Origin of the sequence: Pedobacter westerhofensis (assembly GCF_900182595.1) — a bacterium.
Lineage (GTDB): Bacteria > Bacteroidota > Bacteroidia > Sphingobacteriales > Sphingobacteriaceae > Pedobacter > Pedobacter westerhofensis.
Map to the genome: position 1 here is coordinate 1 of NZ_FXTN01000021.1, position 18,208 is coordinate 18,208.

Below are 18,208 nucleotides of genomic sequence, written 5' to 3' on the forward strand. Positions count from 1 at the left end.
CACTGGGATATCTGTCCCCGGAAGAATTTGGTAGAAATTTAAATAAACAAAATATTGCCGCTTAACTAAATGTCTACTTTATTGTTGCAATTCCAAAATGCCGATGCCTTTAAGCAAAGTACCCCATTCCAGATAAGCATTAACTAACTCTTTTTCTTTTTGCTGATTATCATAAACCCATTCCATTATTCAAATCAGAATTTTAGTATTTGTTGATGAGTTTAAATGCGATAGACCCTCTTATGATTGTCAAGAAAACCTTCTCGTCGTAGCAAAACGAAAATTCGCTCAAAGCCGTATCTGACACGCGTCTGCGCGATTTCATTTATCCGCATTTTCAGCAAGCTTTCATCACGGCGATGATGAATGTAATAATACATAGACTTCGGCAGCCGCAAACATCGGCAGGCTCTTTGGACCGATACCCGGTAATTATTAACCATCCAATTAGCCATCTCCTTTTTAATGGGACCTAGGTTTTACCGAAATAATTCTCGAGCCAAAGATGTCTTTCTTCCGATGTAAAATGATTGGATTTTATCTTCAAGATGCCTTTGTACAGGATTGGGTGGATAATACAATGGTCTTTATTGAGGTAAAAAACCTGACTAAGGTTTATAGTGACCTGATTTCTTTAAATCTAGAAACTAAGTATCCGGAAATAAAGTTGATTCCGATTCGGTTGGAGCACTGGGGTAGGGAATTTTTTCTGCATGATCCATCAGGAATACTCTGGCATGTCGGCTAGTTTAATGAATATAATATGTCTTAAAAAAGAAGATTAACTGTATATTCACTGTGCTTGAATCTCAATGAATAATAATGTTTGACGAATACATAAAACGTGACCATCCATCGGTTTCATTTCCATATTTTATTGCTACTAAATCCTTCTATTATTTATTTAGGATGCCAACTTGCTGCCAAATTGCGTTATATATCAGTCGCATTCCTTTGTGAGATGGGTGGTTTTCTATGCCACTATTGCCCCATAAACCAAAAGAATGATTACTCGGATCACTCCCCAGATAGCTAAGAGATAGAAATGGAGAGTATTTTTTCATGATATCGAATATCTGATTTAACATACATAGCTAAACTGGAAGTATATTTTCTGCACTTTTATTCTTCTCAATTTCGATCTTTTTATCTCCCCATTCTTTTAAATGAGTAATGAATGGAATAAGTTCCAATCCGGTTTCCGACAATGAATATTCCACCATAGGTGGTACCTGATGATAAACCTTTCTGATAATTAAATCGTCCTTTTCTAATTCCCTGAGGGTTTGAGTTAGCATTTTAGTGGTTACATCTGCCAAAATTCTTCCCAACTCTCCAAATCGTATAATTTTATGTTCATTCAAAGACCATAGGATCCTGCCTTTATATTTACCCCCTATTCTTCTGAAGGCATAATCAACTGAACAAGTTGGTGAATCAGAACATTTTCGCGTCATTTTTGCCATTACACTAATATTAAATTATTGATAATCAAATTGCTTACTATTTGGTAGCTAGGTTACAATTTAGTAGGTACTTGCCACAAATATATGTACAATATACTTTTGTGACCAACTAAAGTTTGATCTAATGACATTGAAATTGAAAGATAAAGTTGCTGTAATAACAGGGGCAGCAAAAGGAATTGGCGCAGGGATCGCCAAGGCATATGCATTTTCGGGAGCGAAAGTCGTGGTGAACTATGCTAAAGACAAATCAAGAGCTGAAAAAGTTGTAGAACAGATTATTGAGCTAAGTGGGAAAGCGATTGCTGTGCAGGCCGATGTTTCAAAACCGGCCGATGTTGAAAGGCTATTTAAAGAAGCAATAACAGCTTTCGATAAGATTGACATCCTTGTCAACAACGCAGGAATTTATGATGTGGTAATGCTGGAAGCGCTTACAATTGAGGTTATACAGGCTAATATAAATACGAATCTAATTGGTACTATCCTTTGTGCACAAAAAGCTGTTGAGCTGATGGGAAAGAATGGTGGTAATATTATTAATATCAGTTCTACTGTAAGTATCAACCCTATGCCGGGCACACTGATTTATGCAGCAACTAAAGCGGCTATAGACAATGTAACTAAAGTGCTTGCCAAAGAACTAGGATCAAAAAAGATCAGGGTGAATACGATATCTCCCGGTATAACTGAAACAGAAGGTTCTCATGAACAAGGTTTTATGGGTGGCGAATGGGAAGCGCAACTGGTTGCGCAAGTTCCTTTAGGTAGGATTGGTCAGCCGGGTGACATTGCCAAAGTTGCTGTTTTTTTAGCATCTGATGATGCAGCATGGGTGACCGGGGAAAGAATCCAGGTTTCTGGTGGACAATTATAAGAAAAATCAAAAATTATTATGAAACTAAAAGACAAGGTAGCAGTCATTACAGGATCGTCAAAAGGTATCGGCGCTGGAATTGCTAAAGAATATGCGAAAGAAGGTGCTAAAGTAGTAGTCAACTATGCATCAAGTAAAGAATCAGCAGACAGAGTTGTCGCCGAGATTACCCGAAATGGTGGAACAGCCATCGCTGTACAGGCAGATATTTCAAAGATTGCTGATATAAAGAGACTTTTTGAGGAGGTGAATAAGGCTTACGGCAAGTTGGATATATTAGTTAACAATGCAAGTGTATGGAGATATGAAATGTTAGCGGATTAGTGAAGAAACTTTCCAGCTACAGATAACCACAGGTTTAATGGCGCATATCTTTTGTGCACAACAGGCGGTAGCAATGTTCGGTGAAGGTGGAGGAAGCATTATAAATTTAAGTTCTACAATTAGCTTAAATCCTATTCCAGGTACATTAATTTACTGCGCCGTTAAGGCAGGTGTTGATAGTATAGCAAAAACATTAGCTAAGGAACTTGGGCCTAAAAATATAAGAGTGAATACAATTGCTCCGGGTATGACTGAATCAGAAGGTTCGACTGCCGATGGCAGGCCAGGAAGTGCGATGGAAAGATATTATCTTGATCAAACGCCTTTGGGCCGCGTCGGCCTGCCGTTAGATATTGCAAAAGTTGCAGTTTTCCTGGCATCTGAAGATGCTGGCTGGGTTACTGGTGAAAGAATCACCGTTGCTGGTGGCTTATTGTAATTATTTACCCTTTCTAAAATGTATTTGTAATAATACGTTTTAGAAAGGTTCGCTTTTTATAACTATCTTCATCCTGTGGAAAAACAAAATCTACGTATTGTCCTTCTCTATCTGCTTCGCTGACCTCAATAGCGCGTGTGTCTAATTCGTCTTGATAACTCATAGCACAAGTTATATCTATAGGTGTTATATGTCAACTCCTGCACGCTCTAATAAAGCATCCATATCATCAGTTGTAAAATAATCATTTTGGTCTAACACCTCCCATTTGAATCCACGTTGTGATATACGACCATGATAAAATCTATCTATATAAATTTGAAAATAGCCACCTTTCAAATATGTTAATTCGACGGTTTTGTTAGTATCGCCATATGCAGCTGCCGTCTTTTTAATTGCGTGTAGCGACCGTTCATTCATCTATGGTAATAGATTTACTTAATCTTCTTTAAAAGAATACAGGCTCCTCCACCAGGTGCTAACTGAACCTGAATTTTATTGGTTGAGGTTACCCTTATCTTTTTTGAAACGTAGCCTTCTTTATGGGTACGGTAATCAGAATCTTTACTATCTTCAATAATGAGCGCCTCATAGTTGCCTTTGCCTAAAAACGAGAGTGGAATATCAAGCTTGCGAGGCTTTTCATCTGTGGCTGCACCAATTAGCCACGTGCCGTCTGCTGCTTGCCTGGCCATGGTAATGTGTTCTCCAATAACACCACTTATGGTTTTGCTTTCACGCCAAGGCATCTTTTCTGAAGCATAAAATTCTAAAATTTCAGGATTTTTTTTGTAATTCTCGGGAATATCCGGAATTACCGTTACGCCAGAGAACATAATCAGGGTACGTGCAGCCTCTCCAACCAAAGTAGAAGGTACTGGAGATGGTTCATCAATACGACCAGCTTGGGTAAGATCTGCTAATCCGTTATTCAGATCAATTGGCCCAGCCAGCATGTTCACAAAAACTTCAGTTACAAACGTTTTAGGAGCGACTGTGCGGTGTGCATCCAGTTGTGCAGGGCCATACTCACGAGTAAGTGCATTTGGAAATGTGCGTATTTGCCCATATGGATGCACTGGTCCATCGTGAAAATCGCAGAGTAAGCGGTTTTTAGCACAGAGTGACGTAATTAGCCTTGTACGGATATTTTTTTCTTCAGGATCGCCTATCATGAAACCATATTTTATCCCTACGGCACCCCAATCGCTATATTGCTTCAAAGTCTGTTCAAGAGGATATTTACGGCCACCTACGTCATTAATATAAAGCCAAATCCCTATACCCTTATTTTTCGCATACGCAATAATCTCGTGTACTTGTGCAACCTTGCCACCTTTTACGGGATCAGAACCTTCTGCAAATTCAGGACCGTACCAGTCAGCATCCAGCATTAAAAAACGGATGTTATTTTCCGCTGCGAAATCAACCATGCGTTTCCAGGATGGAAGCGACATCTTATATTCAAAATTTTGCACTTTTGCACCATTTATTCTCCAGTCCCACACGGCAATCCCAGGCTTAACCCAAGAGAAATCTATATTTTTATCGGGAGCAGGGTTTAAAAGTTCAATCAGATGTGAGTCTACCAGTTCCCCTGGTGTGCGCCCGTACATCACCACTCGCCAGGCAGTGTTTGACTTCGAGGCAACTGTGAAATTCTTTGTTGCTTTTTTTGATGCCAGAATAAGTGGTTCTCCTTCCTCTAAATCTGCTTCATGTATAGCCATATAGGCATGATCATTAGCTTTAATAGTCATAACAGGCAAACGCGTTCCATCAACATCGGTTAATTTGTCTGGGCCCAGGTTGTGTCGCTCTCCGTTATAAAACCAAGCTTCATAGTCTCCACTAAAATTAAACTGGGTCTTATCTTTTGATCTGCGACCTCCTGCCGGCCAGACATACTTAAACGCAATGCCGTTATTGTAAGCCCGGGCAACAATTTGATATGTCTGCAAATCGATTGTAATTTCATTAAATTGATCCGGAACGATTGTCCTTTTACCCCATAAGGGTTTCCATACAGTATTTACCGAACGATGCGTTTTTTGGATAAACTCAATTCTGTTCAAACTATCCAGGCCTAATACTGACGGATTAATTAATATCTTTCCGTCTGCTTGAAACGTATACCGAATTGATTCCAGATTCGAATAGTCAAGTGTTAAAATAAGTTTGCCGTTCGGCGATTTAAGAGTTTCAGTATTGCTTTTGGTTTGTGCAATTATAGAGTCTCCAACCAGTGTGAAAAAAGCAATAACGAAGCAACTTACTTTGAAAAATCTAATGTTATTCATATGGGCGATAAATGTCAAGATCATTTTTGTCTTAGCCAAAGGAAATATTGTTTTGGAGTAAATTATTGTATTCTGCATGTGTGTTAAGTTATTCAGTACAATAAAGAAATCTCAATTTCCATATATTACCTTGGCTTTGAGAACTTCAGGGTAATATACGCCTCGGTAAACTTTGATTTTTTCATCATGTTAATTACAGTGTTTTACCTTTTGAAACCGAAATCTCTACTTGATGAAAGTCAGGTTATGCGGGGAGGGGTCAAGTTATAAAAACATTCGCAGAGCTAGCAAAAGCTAGACCTGATAAGACCAAGCAGAGATGTCAAAATTGAATTTACCTCGTCTTTATCGGCTTCCAAATTGACAGACCTATATTGATCAGAATCCCTGTTAATATGAATATCAGTTAAGATCACATTATCGGATGATACTTCCAGCTTCAGCTTAAAGATACAATGACCTGTCCAGCTGCGATGGAGAAAAACCCAATCGTTTTGGACATAAAGAAACCATCTGTCGTCCATATCCCGTGGTTTGAAACCACAAACTAAAAGCTGATACTCTTCTTTGGATAATGCCCTGTTCATTTTAGCAACTTCACAAAGCTCGGGCATATCAAAGGTACGCCAATCATTTTTTATCACTCTATCTTTCATTGATTTCCTTTCATACGTTAACGTTAAATCTTAGCTTTTCATATTTTCATAACTGTAAGGGAATAAACATGCGGTTACTCCTCGCACTTATGTATTTAAATTTATTATTTTATTAAGGATATGCAAACATAGGAGGGGGAATTCATTATAAGATTGGCTTTTTACCCGAAATATGCTCCAATTTAGATGGTTTATATAATATAACATTTCTTACCTGGAGTGCATGTAGGATAGGAAAATTACTGAAGCTGCATTTTTTTGAGACTTCCTTGTCGTACAAACAAGAACATATTTTTATGGTATGGTCAGCCGCATAAATATGTATTTCCAGACATTTCAACAGGGAGGTTAACAAGGTGATTACACAAAAGCGGCAGCAATTAATGATACCTTGTCCCTGTAAACTATAGCCAGGTCGCCGTTTCTTTGTAGTAATTTACGCCCCTCATTTGTAATTCAAAATCAAAGAGGGTCGAAATACTATTATGGTCCGCAATAATCAAAATATTCGTCTTTCGCAACGATCAATCTTACTTAATATTAAATGTAGATTTGAACTTTATAAAATCCACACGAATCCAAGCGTTGCAAATTCATATAATAATATGCTAATAAGAAGAAGTTCGAATGATTAACAGTTATGGAATTAGCTATTTATGCGACGCAAAGAAGAAAGATAGCGCCATCAATATTCCAATGATAATAAAGAAAACACCAACAATTCTTCCAATTTTTTCGAGCATTTGTGTGGTATATGCATTCCCATAAGATTTAAATTCTTCTATTCCTGCTGAGTTTCTCCTGTTAAACTGTCGTTTATTGATTTGGAATCTTAAAAAGAAACCAGCAGCTATAAATATTATTGCCCAAATAAGGTTCATAGTGGATCGAGTCTTGAAGTAAAAATTTATTTAATTTAATTGTCATTGATAAACATACAAAAAGTTTTGCAAAATAGTCTTCCATCTATATGTCTGCAAAAAGCATTGCTTGACGAGGTGTAGTTTGAGTAAACAATTATCTTTTTGCCCTAATTTTGCCTAGCTTTCATTTACAATAGTGATGGCGATAGGCTAATAAGTTTGTTTTTAAGAGTGAAAACTATTTTCTTTAAAAGTTGTTGTATTACAAATTCAAATTATGAAAGGTCTTCTACCTGTATTTATTTTATGTGCTGTTTGTTTTGGCTGCAAAAAGGATAAAAATCCCGTTGAGCAGCCGGCAGCCGTTTCGGGCAAACTTTATGGAGTTCCTTTTACTGCGAAGGTTATTATCGAAAAATACAGCAGTTCCTTTAGAATAACCAAATATACCCCGGATGAGCTTTTTGAAATCTACATATCTCCAGATGCAGATAAGTCATGCGCTAGCGCGGAGGAGGCATTTTTGATACGTTTAACAGTTCCTAAAAAGGTGGGACGTTTCTTACTCAATGACACGTATGTACTAATTGGTGATCCGCGTGATGCAACTGGTCAGTCAGGAGCTTTATTTAGTTCAGAAACTACGATCATTGAGGTGACGTCGATTACAGCAGATAAGGTTATCGGTAAGGTGGATATAAAAGACCAGGATACCAATACAGAATTCAAAGGTAACTTTGAAGCATCGATTTGTAAATAACTACGTAGTCCATTTGCATCCTTCAGCTAGTCGGATTTCTATATTGAGTTCCTCGTTTAGTTCATTAATGTTGTCCATTATAACAGCTCATTTATGATTAGTTATAATAATACTACCGCCCGTACATGCAGTATTTTATTGATCATATGCAGTAAATGACTCAGCACTGTTTATGATAGTAAAATTATGGTCACTACAAATAGAGCCGGACAACCTGTTTTAAAATCTCCACTTCTGTCTTCCATCAGCAGTAATAGCATAGATACGAATTACAGCTTCTCAAAATCTGCTGGTATTTCTACCGGAATAATCAGCTTAATAGCATAGTAAGTCATTCGAAATATCCAAACAGAGACTTATCAACAGCGTACCCAAACGGGTCTGTTAAATTTTTCCGCCCTTTTTCAAACCTTCCAAGATTATATTAGAATAATTTGTGTCTCCTACTATAGGGAGATCAATTGTACAAGTACTTAGGTTATTGCTCCACTTAACTACAGGTTGCCCAGTTTTGTTTACCGGATTAATAATGATAGCAATTTTATTTGCCGTTGGTCTCCATCCTAATGCAACCCCAACGCCTCTTTCAGGATTAAAAAATTCTCCTATAGTAGTTATAGTTGTCATACTGAGTTCGTAGCTATTATCTGTTAATTTAACGCTATTTGCATTTAATGTAAGATGCAATTTGCCCGAAATTTTTGAAATTTCCTTAGCACATGCAGCTTTTTGTTCAGCGGTTGTATTTACAGATGTTTTTTCGGCTGAATTTAATATATCAGTGCCATAAACCTTATCAAAATACTTACCTAAGTATGAACTTAAATAAGAAAAAGTTGAAATGTCAAAAGAGCGCTTATCAGACATGATCCTGGTAAACATTTCCGATGGACCATTAATAGTGACGCTTTCTTGTATAACCTTAGCCCTTGACCAATTATAATTTTGCTCAAGTGTTTGGACAATATCGGCAGTGGTTTGTGCTCTTGTATAAAAAGGGGCGGCTAAGCAAAAAATAGCGCAAAATAAAAATAGTCTCATTTCTTTACGTTTTTAGGAGATGCTGATTTAATAAATATTATATAAACTACAGACTTAGGTTTCAATTTAATTTAGGATTCAAATTTCAACTCTGGTTTAAAATTCAATTATTGATAATGCTTTAGTCGTACTATATCAAAAATCATTTAAACGTACTAATTTTTTATGAAACCAAATAACACTCAATGTTAGATTTATATTAGTTTATCAATTAACAATAAATCTCCTTTACAGTTTAGGTTCACTGTATGGTAAAAGTTGGTATTCTCAAACATATTTCCGATTTTTCAGTTATTTATTAAAGATTGAAATACAACTAATAATAATTCGAAACTAATAATCTGAGAACATGCTTTTAGGATCAGTACCTAATAATGTTAATAATTCGTCAGACGTAGAAACGTTAATTCTGCAGTTAATCGTTCAGCAGCGTTATGCAGAGGTATATGAATTGCTCATGCATCAACAATCTCCCTCTACATCCGCACTTTATAATACGGCACTCTGTTTGCACTGGGTTGGTAATTTCCAGGGCGCTTTAAGTCAATTAGAACGTATTCAACTTAAACCCGAAGTGAAAATGACAAATCCACTAAATGCTTACGCTGATTATAAGGTGATCAAAAATAAGCAAAATCAAACTGCTGACTATCTACATGGTATAAGCGAAGCCTACGTTCACACTTTCCCTTATCATATAAATGATGCAATTGTCAGGCTTAAAATAGACTGCTGGTTACAATTGGGAGATTATGCCAAAGTAATTACTGCAGCCATGCCGATGGCTCATAAGGGATACAAAAATATTACTGATGCACTAATTCTAGTTAATAAAGCCAATGACAAACAACTTTAACGATATTAGGGATTCCTATCAACGCAATATGTTTGCAGCGGCAGGTGATAAGGTTGATATGTTGGCGCTTTACAAGCAGTTGCCGGATGTCACTATTACTGGCGAGTATGCCGAAAATCTTTATCACCTGGCTGCCGGCTATACTGATGCCGAAGCTGTCTTTTTTTTGAAAGAGGCTGGTTTAAAGGCGGAGGCCGACAAATATGGTAACACCGCCATGCATGCGCTTATCAATGCCAGGTTTGATTTTGATGACCCAAACCACAAGGGAATGACGGCAATGGACGTAGCTATATATCACAACAATGAGGTGGTTGTTGAACAACTCATGAATTAAACCAAGATTAATCATATGGATAATATGTTTTTAAATGCATGCAAAAATGGACAAAAGGGAATTGTACAGGCTTTTCTTAAAAAGGGAGAAATCAATGTTGATAAGCGTGACAGTTTAGGAAATTCGCCCTTGTATTATGTTTGCAGTAAAGGCGGCAAAGATATCGCCAGGTTGTTAATTGACGCTGGCGCAGATGTAAATCTGGCAAATAATATCAGCGAAACCCCTTTACACATTGCTGCGCGCAGCGGTAGTAAAGAACTGATCAAGTTGCTAATTGATGCAGGCGCAGAAGTCAATTACAGTAATAATGTGGGGCAAACGCCACTATTCTACGCTGTACTCGCCTTCAAAACTGAAACAGCGCTTTACCTCATTAGCTGTGGGTCAGATACTACGATCAAAGATAATCAAGGTTATAATATATTAGACCATGCTACTGGTAATGGTTTGCGGGAATTGATTACGGCTGTCTCCAATGGTCAGGTAGCTCAAAAAGATGACCATGGCAATACACCACTGCATCAGGCTGTTTATAACAACCACAGTGAAACCATACATGCCTTACTCAAAGCAGATGCCTCTAATGTAAATGAACTCAACAATGATGGGGTTACCGCCCTGGTACTTGCCGTAAATAACTCTAATATTCACCTTTCAGAGGTGTTAATTAATAACGGTGCCGACGTGAACCTGCACCTTTTGAATGGCAACTCTGCTTTACATTATTCGGCAGGAATAGGAAACCATCATATAGGTAAATTACTGCTGGATGCCGGTGCCGACATAAATTCACGGAATAGCTTTAGTGAAACACCACTTATTGTGGCAGCACAATGCGGTTTTAATGACTTTACAGCTATGCTGATCGAAAGGGATGCAGATGTTAATGCTGTTAATAATGAAAGCCGCAGTGCGATGGACTTTGCCAGTGAGCGTGGTTACACCGAAATTTTAGAACAATTATTAATAGCAGGTGCTAATGGACGGTAATAGCCACTAATCATTTTGCTTGTTTTTTATCTCAGTCAGTTTTGTCAGAAGAGGTCCTTTGTGTTCCAAAATAAAGGTGATAAATTTATCTTCTTTGATAGCTAAGCGAAGGACCATTGGCAAAAATGGGTAGATTTTGCGACCCAGTGCTTCTATAGTATCGTCATCCTGTGCAGCCGCTAATGCTTTATCAGCATAGGGTTCAATTTTAGGCCAATGCTGTTTTATAGCAGGTTCCAGGGCACCCATGACTTTATTTGAAAGTTCGCTGTTTTCAGTACCGCTATTACTTTGAAACGATGGTAGCATAATAATTTAATTAATTAGTATTTGGATCATATTTCAACAACCAGACTAACATAAAGTTTGAACCTTGATGTTTTTTATCAGTTATAGCATAGTTACTTATAGCTAAACATTGATCAAAAGAATATATCTATATAATCTGTTGAGCTGCCATCACAATTAAGCATCTGCTGTAAGCGCCAGTATTTGCGCTTTCCGGAAGCTTTAAAAATAACCAGGCCAGTACTTTCGCAGGGCTTCCCCTCATTGATATAGGAGACTTGTGATACAATTTTGCCATTGAATTTGAGTTCTTTTCCCTTTGCCAAAAAAGTACCTTTTATAGTTACATAGTTATTTTTAAGCTTGTCCCTTTGCTCACCTTCAATACTAAATTCATTATCTCCAATTGACCGGATCATTACAGTTCCTGGTTTGTTCCCTTTTTCAAATGTGATCCATTGAATGGTGAAGGCATGTTGCCCCGTCCGCACTTGCAAAGTTGGAGCTGTCGCTGATTTTGTTTGAGCTTTGGCCTGTAGTATAATTGCCAGCAAAAAGGATAAATAAATAGTTTTTTTCATAAGTATATATATTGATTACCATCTGCCTCCAGCGCCACCACCACCTGTACTGCCGCCACCCCAGCTGCTTGAAGACGAATTGCTGCTACTGCCTGAGCCGGACGAGGATGAACCTCCTCCGGACGAGGATGAATTGTTTGTCCGCACCAATTTGTCCAGCATAATAAATTCAATAAAATGCTCATGGTCACAGTTTCTGCAAAGATTTACCCGCTTAGCCCTGCCTCCATGTGCATAGGTAGCCCGTTCAATAGTTATTTCAATAGGCTGAGTATAAGTTCTGAAACCGCAGGCAGGACAGACCTCAAAATCCGCATAGTGGTAGCCTGGGTTAGATATCAGTTTTATTTCTTCGGCATGCTCTGTAGTCCAAATATCATAGATCAGACTTCCGGTATCTTCTTCTTTCAGCTGACCGGAAGAAAGGTATTGATTAACCTCCTCTGCATCTCTGTCACAACGCCTCATGGGCATACCATTATTGTCCAGGGGTGCTTTTATACGTTTCTTTAAACGTGTGATTTGCACTAGCTGTATGAAGATGATGATAAGCAAGATTGGTGATAGCAGCGTATGCCACCAGCTCTGCCGGTAGAATTTACCAAACGATTCGAAATAGTTTACATCGTCTTTGTGGCTCATACGCAGAGAACTCAATATGTTGAGATGAGCAAAGAACAAATAGAGCACAATAATTAAGCAAATTACTAAGGGGAAAAAATTGAAAACCGACCATAGCATATCCATGAAATGGCCCGAAAAGAAACCAACGGTACTTAGGAAAAATACGCAACACAACAATACAATCGCAGACCAGAAGGATATATCGGCATATAGGTTTGATAGCTTTTGTTTTGCTTTTGATATGCTGGCCTTAATTTTATTGAGCTGCCAGCCTGCAACTATTGCCGATAGGATAGCGATTGCGAATAAAATCGTCTTCGTGCTGGCGCCTGATGTTGTGATCTTCTGGTTGTTAAATAAGGTATCGAGCTCTTTTTTATTGGCAGGCTGCTGTAAATAACCGCTGATGACTTTTACTGCATTGATAATACCACTGCCATAAGCCTGCTCCTTAAAAGCGGGGACGAGTATACGGTCGCCGATAGTGGACAAGGTAATATCTGGCAACAGTCCTTCCAAACCATAACCAGTAACGAAGCGGTACTGTCTACGTTCAGTGGCTATCAATAACAAAAGCCCGTTATTTGACCCGCCTTTCCCAATCCCCCAGTGCCTGAAAAGTGCAGTGGAAAAAGTGAAGTCATCATCGTTCTTAGTAAAATCACTAATGATCACCACAGCTGTTTCTATGCCCGTCCTCCGGTTAAGCTCTGCAAGCAAATTGTTTAGGCTGTCTAGCTCAGTGGGATCAATTAAACCATCAGGGTTGCTGACATACCCTGTGCCCGAATCCTTAGGATTTGGTACATCATTGACCGATTGGTAGGGTGTTTTCTGGAAGGCATAGCCAGGTATGCTTAAGACCAATAATATGGCAATCATGCATCCGAATATGCGATGCGTCATCCTGTATACTGCTATTGACTGGGATAAAAAAACGTTTAATTTAGTATACATTCAAGAAAATCAAAAATTTCTGATAAGATAACAACCAAACTAACAAGATGTTTAATTTTCAAATAATCCTTGGCATTTGGCTAACAATAATGATCTAAGGTTGTTAATCAATAAACAATCTCTTCATATGAAAAACATATCTACATTTACATTCACCTTTTTTCTGTTACTATTTACAATTGGTGTTTCTGCCCAAACTGACGAAAACCGTACAAAGTTACAGATGATGATCAGCTTTAATGGTAAAAGTGTGGTCACCGAACTCAACAGTGTGAGTACTTCTTTATCCCGCATTTATGATGAGGCAATAACTATTAAAGCGGTTAAGGACTCATTAAAAAAAGAATTGCCAAGCTCCTATCTCAAAACATTTTACTTCACCATAGAGGCTAAAAAGATCAGTGACGAGCTGCTACGCGTATTTGCCAGGAAACAAAACAAGTTTGATGGTACAATTACGATGATTGATACTTTTGGAAAAAACCCTACAAGGACTATCAAATTTAAACAGGCGAGCCTGTATAGTTATTCCGACCAGATGTCCTCAATGTCATATAATGATTCGTATGGTTCGGCCTCAATTTCAATTAGCTGTCAGGAAGTATCGATTAATGGTATTGTCATCGAACAATAATTGTCGGGTTAGCAATAGATCAGATCCCAGGGTTACTTTTGGCGATTTGAAGTATTAATATAAAAGTTGTAATGCTACTAATGCTATTGGAGTTTATATTGATGATTGCAGCGCCCGTAGCGCATATTGTTCTGTGCAGCATGTCATACAGCAGCCGTATCAATTTATCTATTATAGTGATTACCATGCTTTGCTTGGTAGCAGGGATAATATTGCCTGTGCTTGCAAGTTATATAGATATCCTCAATCTTCCTTCGGATGTAAAATGTGCCACCGGCTCGGCCGGCTTCGCAGTATTAGGAACTGCTGCAACTGCAGTCTTGATACCCATATCCGCATTGCTATTTTACATCATCGCCTACTTTAGGCGTAAAAAACTGAACGCTGCATAAAGATATGACCACAATGTGTTTACTACCAATTATTATGCTACTGATCATTACTGGCATGCCGTACTTAACCGTATGAAGCTGCCAAAACTGATCGTATTTCTCACAGCAGTCATCCTGCTTGTACTGGTTTCCTGTCACAAAGACAGGGTAGTCAGCACCAGTTTTTATTACTGGAAAACAGTCTATGATAACAATCCGCTGGAACGGAAGTACTTAAATGCCATGCATAGTAAGGAACTCTATATGCGGATAATGGATGTAGGTTATGGCGACAATGGTCCTCAGCCCGTATCGCCGGTGAGCTTCAAATCAGCATTGCCTGATTCAATCCAGCTCATTCCGGTTGTATTTATTGTTAATGATGTGCTTAAAAACCAGACTTCCGGGCAATTGGATGACCTTGCCGCTAAAATTGTTTATTATGTAGAAGGACGAATCAAACCTTCCGGGAGGCTAACTTATAAAGAACTACAGATCGATTGCGACTGGACGCGAAGTACCCGGGATAATTATTTCTACCTGCTGCGCCGGATCAAATCCAACATAAAGCTGAAAAACAAGATCCTTTCTGCAACGCTTCGCCTTCATCAGCTCAAATATCAGAGAAGCAATGGTACACCACCGGTGGACCGCGCGATGCTGATGTGTTATAATATGGGCAACCTACGAAAATATGGAGATCAGAACTCAATATTGGAGCAAAAAGAAATCGAAAAATACGCAGGTAAAAACCTTGGCAATTATCCTGTACCACTCGATGTAGGGCTGCCTGTCTTCAGCTGGGCAGTTGTATTCAGGCACAAGCAATATGCAGGGATCACCAAAAGATTGGGGTCTGTGAACTTTGCAGATCAACGGACTTTTAAACCAGTTGGCAACAATCTGTACACCTTGCAAAAAGACCTTCCAAAATCTGGTTTATTGCGCGGGGATGAGATCAGATTGGAGAGGATATCTGCTGATCAGTTGTTTGCTTGTGCCAGCTACCTACAGAAATTTTTATCATCAGATACGTTAAAGATCATATATTTTCACCTGGACGAACCTACGCTTAAACACTACACTTATGAAAACCTTTCCAAAGCTGCTGCTGTATTTCGTTAGTATTACCGGCTTGTGCCTGATGAGCGCGGCCATAATCCTGGCCTGCTCGGATGAGCCTGATCCCTATGATTATTACACCTCTTTCTTTCATCCCGATATCCAGGGGCGGAAGGAATACGGCGCTTTTTATTTTACAGACTATCAGTTTACTTATGGGGACGAGGAACCGGAAAGTGAAGCTGCCATCAACTCAGCTGAATGGGCAAAATATTTAGGAGGGAAGGTAAAGCCTGCAGATGTAGAAAGGATCATGTATCATTTGGACAGTGCCGGCAAAGAGGGGGCTTTGGACTTTTTCGAGCAAGATCAAGCAGCAGCAGATAGTTTAACAAGGAACAGCTTTTTAATCAGCCTCAAAGAACCGGGGCATGATGATGCCAGAAAATATTACCATTTTGCTGTAGGGGCAGAACTATTAGGACAGTCGAATTATAACTATTGGGAACCCGCACCCGTAGACACTGCAGGACTGAAAGATGAAGCGGCTAAAGCCATACAATCAGCAATGGGAGAGAACGATAGTTTTCTGAAATTGCGGTATTATTACCAGGCTCAAAAATTGAATCATTACGCAGGGAATTTTGAGGGGGCAAAAAAAATATTTGACCAGCATATTGCCCCGAATTCATCATCAAGCCATATCAAAGGCTGGGCTTTGGCCTTAAAGGCGGGAGAAGAGCGACGCCTTGGTGATACTATCCAGGCGGCATACCTGTTTTCAAAAGTGTTTGCTTTGTATCCTGAACGCAGACTACAGGCGTACCGCAATTATCATTATATCGATGCTCCATTTGATAAGGTGATAAAACTGGCGCAAACACCTGTGGAAAAAGCAAATCTGTATGCCATCAAAGGTTTCGCCAATCCGGAAGTTGAAACGGATAACCTGGAGGAGGTGTATGACAATGCGCCATCCTCATCAATGGTGGGCGTTTTATTGCTGAGAGAAATCAATAAGTTAGAGCAATATTATCTGACCCCAGCCCTCAATAATAACAATGATCTATTTTACAGTGATCGATCTGGGCTGAACAAACAAGGCCCTGATGCTGATTCCGGATCAAAGAAATGGATATTGTGGGCAGCTGCAATCACGATTTTACTGGCTGTGATCCTATTAGTGTTAACTTATAAAAAGAACAAAGTAAAAGATGTTTATAGAGTATTGGGTGGAGCATTAGTATTGGCTGGCGCCCTCGCTGTAGTATGGTTTTATTTTAGTCAGCAACCCCAGGCTGCAAACCCTGAACAGTTAACTCAGGGCAAATTTTTCGCAGCTATCCCTGATAGCGTAAAAACTAAGTACGAAGCTCATATTGAAAAGCTTCGTAGCTTTTGTACAAAGCTTAGCAGCGATGGCCAGTATACTGAACCGCAAATAGGGGGTTTAACATCTGCCTACTTATACTTTATACAAAACAAGCCAGATGATGGGCTTGCTGCACTTCAAAAATTGGATGGGCAGAGACTCAGTGAAAAACTTAATGATCAAAAACAAATTGTAAAGCTGTTGTTATCTTCCCAGCACATCAAACACCTTAAAGCAGTAGATGAAGCCTCCTTGTTGCCCTCTTTAAAGTGGCTTCATGAAAAATCTGATCGTGACCATCAATTTGCAATTACCCAGCGCAACTTCTACACGCATGTCCTGGCACCCGCCTATCTGCGCCAGGGAGATACTGCCCGGGCAGCCCTTGCCATGCTGAAAAGTAATTTGTCTGGCGACAGCAACTATAACGGTACGGAAATGCCGGGATTTTGGTATAATTATCTACACACCGCGCAGCTTCAACAAGTCATTACTTGGAAAAGTGGCGTCACTGGTGATCAGTACCTCAAGTTTTTGAGCCATGATCTGGCACGGATTGAGGCCGACAAACTTTTTGAGCTGCTGGGAACTATCGCACTGCGTGAGCACCGTTATAACAACGCAGTTGCTGCTTTTCAGCATATCAAAGATAGAAAGATCATCGGTAAGTCTTACAATGGAGAGGACTCATACAGCGAAGGTGAAAGCTATCAAGGCGATCCATTTATGGTGCAGACCAATGACTATCCCAAATATTTTGGTGGCAAGCATTACACGAAACTCACTTTTGCGCAGAAAATGGCTGAATTGGAAGACCAGCTAAGGTTGGATCCCAAGAATAGCGACGCCTTCTTTCAGATGGCCAATGGTTTATACAACACCTCCATGTATGGCAACTCCTGGGGGCTGATTTCTTACAGCTGGTCTGCCAATGACTATGGCCGGAAGCAACTCTATTATTATGACAGTGATTATATCAAAGCTTCCCAGGCTAAACAATATTATCTAAAAGCCCGTGACCTCAGTCATGATCCGGAATTGAAAGCGAAATGTACTTTCATGGCTGCCAAATGCGAGCAGAAAGAACATGTATCTCCTTCATTCATGGATGATTACGATACCTATGTTAAGCGTGAAAAACAATATGCTAAACAGCTTAGAGAAAATAGCTACTTCAGGGAGATGCAACAATACAAAAAAACTCTATTTTATCGAAAAGCAGTCAATGAATGTAGTTATCTGAGCGATTTTATCAAGTCAAATTAGACATTTAAGTTAAAGTTTGTCTACCCAGTGCTCGTAATTGTACTGGATAACATTTGTTAAGTGCATCAACTGTTTTTGGATGTTGGGCGGCAATTACACTAATCCAGCTGCGCAGTTATTAAAGCAAACGGAGATCATCAG

21 protein-coding genes are annotated in these 18,208 nt (G+C 39.1%); 11 read left to right on the forward strand and 10 right to left on the reverse strand.

The window, feature by feature from the left end:
* Positions 1-1,094: 1,094 nt before the first annotated feature.
* Positions 1,095-1,466 carry a winged helix-turn-helix transcriptional regulator gene (locus FN831_RS26530; RefSeq protein WP_142531239.1) on the reverse strand — a complete coding sequence of 124 codons (372 nt, stop codon included), beginning with the start codon at positions 1,464-1,466 and terminating at the stop codon, positions 1,095-1,097.
* A 136-nt stretch (positions 1,467-1,602) separates the two neighbouring features.
* Here FN831_RS26530 and FN831_RS26535 point away from each other — a divergent pair, with 136 nt between their 5' ends.
* From FN831_RS26535 to FN831_RS28325, 3 genes are read left to right on the forward strand one after another with little or no spacing between them, the layout of a single operon-like run.
* Positions 1,603-2,343: an SDR family NAD(P)-dependent oxidoreductase gene (locus tag FN831_RS26535; RefSeq protein ID WP_317132119.1), complete on the forward strand. Its 741-nt coding sequence runs from the start codon at positions 1,603-1,605 to the stop codon at positions 2,341-2,343.
* 18 nt (positions 2,344-2,361) lie between these two features.
* A complete protein-coding gene (locus tag FN831_RS28320) occupies positions 2,362-2,667 on the forward strand; it encodes an SDR family NAD(P)-dependent oxidoreductase (protein ID WP_262711908.1) in 306 nt (101 codons plus the stop codon).
* A 37-nt stretch (positions 2,668-2,704) separates the two neighbouring features.
* On the forward strand, positions 2,705-3,106 hold the full coding sequence (locus FN831_RS28325; protein WP_262711909.1) for an SDR family NAD(P)-dependent oxidoreductase: 402 nt from the start codon (positions 2,705-2,707) through the stop codon (positions 3,104-3,106).
* A 13-nt stretch (positions 3,107-3,119) separates the two neighbouring features.
* Here the strand turns inward: FN831_RS28325 and FN831_RS27845 are convergent, their stop codons facing one another.
* The 5 genes from FN831_RS27845 to FN831_RS26560 all read right to left on the reverse strand — a co-directional run bounded on the left by FN831_RS27845 (position 3,120) and on the right by FN831_RS26560 (position 6,943).
* Entirely contained in the window at positions 3,120-3,269 is a 150-nt protein-coding gene (locus FN831_RS27845; protein WP_185960620.1) for a hypothetical protein, read from the reverse strand.
* 23 nt (positions 3,270-3,292) lie between these two features.
* Complete coding sequence (locus FN831_RS26545; protein WP_142531241.1) at positions 3,293-3,526, reverse strand: hypothetical protein; 234 nt, start codon at positions 3,524-3,526, stop codon at positions 3,293-3,295.
* Between the two features lie 14 nt (positions 3,527-3,540).
* Complete coding sequence (locus FN831_RS26550) at positions 3,541-5,445, reverse strand: glycoside hydrolase family 97 protein (RefSeq protein ID WP_221931417.1); 1,905 nt, start codon at positions 5,443-5,445, stop codon at positions 3,541-3,543.
* 245 nt (positions 5,446-5,690) lie between these two features.
* The gene (locus FN831_RS26555) at positions 5,691-6,062 is read right to left on the reverse strand and encodes a hypothetical protein (RefSeq protein WP_142531242.1); all 372 of its coding nucleotides are present in this window, start codon (positions 6,060-6,062) and stop codon (positions 5,691-5,693) included.
* 650 nt (positions 6,063-6,712) lie between these two features.
* Positions 6,713-6,943: a molybdenum ABC transporter permease gene (locus tag FN831_RS26560; protein ID WP_142531243.1), complete on the reverse strand. Its 231-nt coding sequence runs from the start codon at positions 6,941-6,943 to the stop codon at positions 6,713-6,715.
* Between the two features lie 259 nt (positions 6,944-7,202).
* Between FN831_RS26560 and FN831_RS26565 the strand changes: the two genes are divergently transcribed.
* The gene (locus FN831_RS26565; protein ID WP_142531244.1) at positions 7,203-7,685 is read left to right on the forward strand and encodes a hypothetical protein; all 483 of its coding nucleotides are present in this window, start codon (positions 7,203-7,205) and stop codon (positions 7,683-7,685) included.
* Positions 7,686-8,069: 384 nt separating this feature from the next.
* Here the strand turns inward: FN831_RS26565 and FN831_RS26570 are convergent, their stop codons facing one another.
* On the reverse strand, positions 8,070-8,726 hold the full coding sequence (locus tag FN831_RS26570) for a hypothetical protein (RefSeq protein WP_142531245.1): 657 nt from the start codon (positions 8,724-8,726) through the stop codon (positions 8,070-8,072).
* 349 nt (positions 8,727-9,075) lie between these two features.
* Between FN831_RS26570 and FN831_RS26575 the strand changes: the two genes are divergently transcribed.
* Genes FN831_RS26575 through FN831_RS26585 form a run of 3 tightly spaced genes read left to right on the forward strand, consistent with a single transcriptional unit; the run spans position 9,076 to position 10,912 of the window.
* Positions 9,076-9,582: a hypothetical protein gene (locus FN831_RS26575; RefSeq protein ID WP_142531246.1), complete on the forward strand. Its 507-nt coding sequence runs from the start codon at positions 9,076-9,078 to the stop codon at positions 9,580-9,582.
* A complete protein-coding gene (locus FN831_RS26580) occupies positions 9,566-9,919 on the forward strand; it encodes an ankyrin repeat domain-containing protein (RefSeq protein WP_142531247.1) in 354 nt (117 codons plus the stop codon). Before FN831_RS26575 ends, FN831_RS26580 begins: the two co-directional genes overlap by 17 nt.
* Positions 9,920-9,934: 15 nt before the next feature.
* On the forward strand, positions 9,935-10,912 hold the full coding sequence (locus tag FN831_RS26585; RefSeq protein ID WP_142531248.1) for an ankyrin repeat domain-containing protein: 978 nt from the start codon (positions 9,935-9,937) through the stop codon (positions 10,910-10,912).
* Positions 10,913-10,918: 6 nt separating this feature from the next.
* Here the strand turns inward: FN831_RS26585 and FN831_RS26590 are convergent, their stop codons facing one another.
* From FN831_RS26590 to FN831_RS26600, 3 genes are all read right to left on the reverse strand, one after another.
* Positions 10,919-11,221, reverse strand: a complete 303-nt coding sequence (locus FN831_RS26590) for a hypothetical protein (RefSeq protein WP_142531249.1) — start codon at positions 11,219-11,221, stop codon at positions 10,919-10,921.
* A gap of 113 nt (positions 11,222-11,334) precedes the next feature.
* A complete protein-coding gene (locus FN831_RS26595) occupies positions 11,335-11,781 on the reverse strand; it encodes a hypothetical protein (RefSeq protein ID WP_142531250.1) in 447 nt (148 codons plus the stop codon).
* A 15-nt stretch (positions 11,782-11,796) separates the two neighbouring features.
* Positions 11,797-13,287: a TPM domain-containing protein gene (locus tag FN831_RS26600; protein WP_185960621.1), complete on the reverse strand. Its 1,491-nt coding sequence runs from the start codon at positions 13,285-13,287 to the stop codon at positions 11,797-11,799.
* Positions 13,288-13,489: 202 nt separating this feature from the next.
* Between FN831_RS26600 and tssD the strand changes: the two genes are divergently transcribed.
* From tssD to FN831_RS26620, 4 genes are all read left to right on the forward strand, one after another.
* Positions 13,490-13,996, forward strand: a complete 507-nt coding sequence (gene tssD / locus FN831_RS26605) for a type VI secretion system tube protein TssD (RefSeq protein WP_142531252.1) — start codon at positions 13,490-13,492, stop codon at positions 13,994-13,996.
* Positions 13,997-14,067: 71 nt separating this feature from the next.
* Positions 14,068-14,388, forward strand: a complete 321-nt coding sequence (locus tag FN831_RS26610; RefSeq protein WP_142531253.1) for a hypothetical protein — start codon at positions 14,068-14,070, stop codon at positions 14,386-14,388.
* Positions 14,389-14,460: 72 nt separating this feature from the next.
* The gene (locus tag FN831_RS26615) at positions 14,461-15,492 is read left to right on the forward strand and encodes a hypothetical protein (RefSeq protein ID WP_142531254.1); all 1,032 of its coding nucleotides are present in this window, start codon (positions 14,461-14,463) and stop codon (positions 15,490-15,492) included.
* Complete coding sequence (locus FN831_RS26620; RefSeq protein ID WP_142531255.1) at positions 15,455-18,067, forward strand: hypothetical protein; 2,613 nt, start codon at positions 15,455-15,457, stop codon at positions 18,065-18,067. Before FN831_RS26615 ends, FN831_RS26620 begins: the two co-directional genes overlap by 38 nt.
* Positions 18,068-18,208: the final 141 nt, after the last annotated feature.

Bases quoted from the DNA above. Each gene is read 5' to 3' on its own strand.
- FN831_RS26530 (WP_142531239.1), bottom strand. From the start codon at position 1,466: ATGGCAAAAATGACGCGAAAATGTTCTGATTCACCAACTTGTTCAGTT.
- FN831_RS28320 (WP_262711908.1), top strand. From the start codon at position 2,362: ATGAAACTAAAAGACAAGGTAGCAGTCATTACAGGATCGTCAAAAGGT.
- FN831_RS28325 (WP_262711909.1), top strand. From the start codon at position 2,705: ATGGCGCATATCTTTTGTGCACAACAGGCGGTAGCAATGTTCGGTGAA.
- FN831_RS27845 (WP_185960620.1), bottom strand. From the start codon at position 3,269: ATGAGTTATCAAGACGAATTAGACACACGCGCTATTGAGGTCAGCGAA.
- FN831_RS26545 (WP_142531241.1), bottom strand. From the start codon at position 3,526: ATGAATGAACGGTCGCTACACGCAATTAAAAAGACGGCAGCTGCATAT.
- FN831_RS26555 (WP_142531242.1), bottom strand. From the start codon at position 6,062: ATGAAAGATAGAGTGATAAAAAATGATTGGCGTACCTTTGATATGCCC.
- FN831_RS26560 (WP_142531243.1), bottom strand. From the start codon at position 6,943: ATGAACCTTATTTGGGCAATAATATTTATAGCTGCTGGTTTCTTTTTA.
- FN831_RS26565 (WP_142531244.1), top strand. From the start codon at position 7,203: ATGAAAGGTCTTCTACCTGTATTTATTTTATGTGCTGTTTGTTTTGGC.
- FN831_RS26570 (WP_142531245.1), bottom strand. From the start codon at position 8,726: ATGAGACTATTTTTATTTTGCGCTATTTTTTGCTTAGCCGCCCCTTTT.
- FN831_RS26575 (WP_142531246.1), top strand. From the start codon at position 9,076: ATGCTTTTAGGATCAGTACCTAATAATGTTAATAATTCGTCAGACGTA.
- FN831_RS26580 (WP_142531247.1), top strand. From the start codon at position 9,566: ATGACAAACAACTTTAACGATATTAGGGATTCCTATCAACGCAATATG.
- FN831_RS26585 (WP_142531248.1), top strand. From the start codon at position 9,935: ATGGATAATATGTTTTTAAATGCATGCAAAAATGGACAAAAGGGAATT.
- FN831_RS26590 (WP_142531249.1), bottom strand. From the start codon at position 11,221: ATGCTACCATCGTTTCAAAGTAATAGCGGTACTGAAAACAGCGAACTT.
- FN831_RS26595 (WP_142531250.1), bottom strand. From the start codon at position 11,781: ATGAAAAAAACTATTTATTTATCCTTTTTGCTGGCAATTATACTACAG.
- FN831_RS26600 (WP_185960621.1), bottom strand. From the start codon at position 13,287: ATGATTGCCATATTATTGGTCTTAAGCATACCTGGCTATGCCTTCCAG.
- tssD (WP_142531252.1), top strand. From the start codon at position 13,490: ATGAAAAACATATCTACATTTACATTCACCTTTTTTCTGTTACTATTT.
- FN831_RS26610 (WP_142531253.1), top strand. From the start codon at position 14,068: ATGCTACTAATGCTATTGGAGTTTATATTGATGATTGCAGCGCCCGTA.
- FN831_RS26615 (WP_142531254.1), top strand. From the start codon at position 14,461: ATGAAGCTGCCAAAACTGATCGTATTTCTCACAGCAGTCATCCTGCTT.
- FN831_RS26620 (WP_142531255.1), top strand. From the start codon at position 15,455: ATGAAAACCTTTCCAAAGCTGCTGCTGTATTTCGTTAGTATTACCGGC.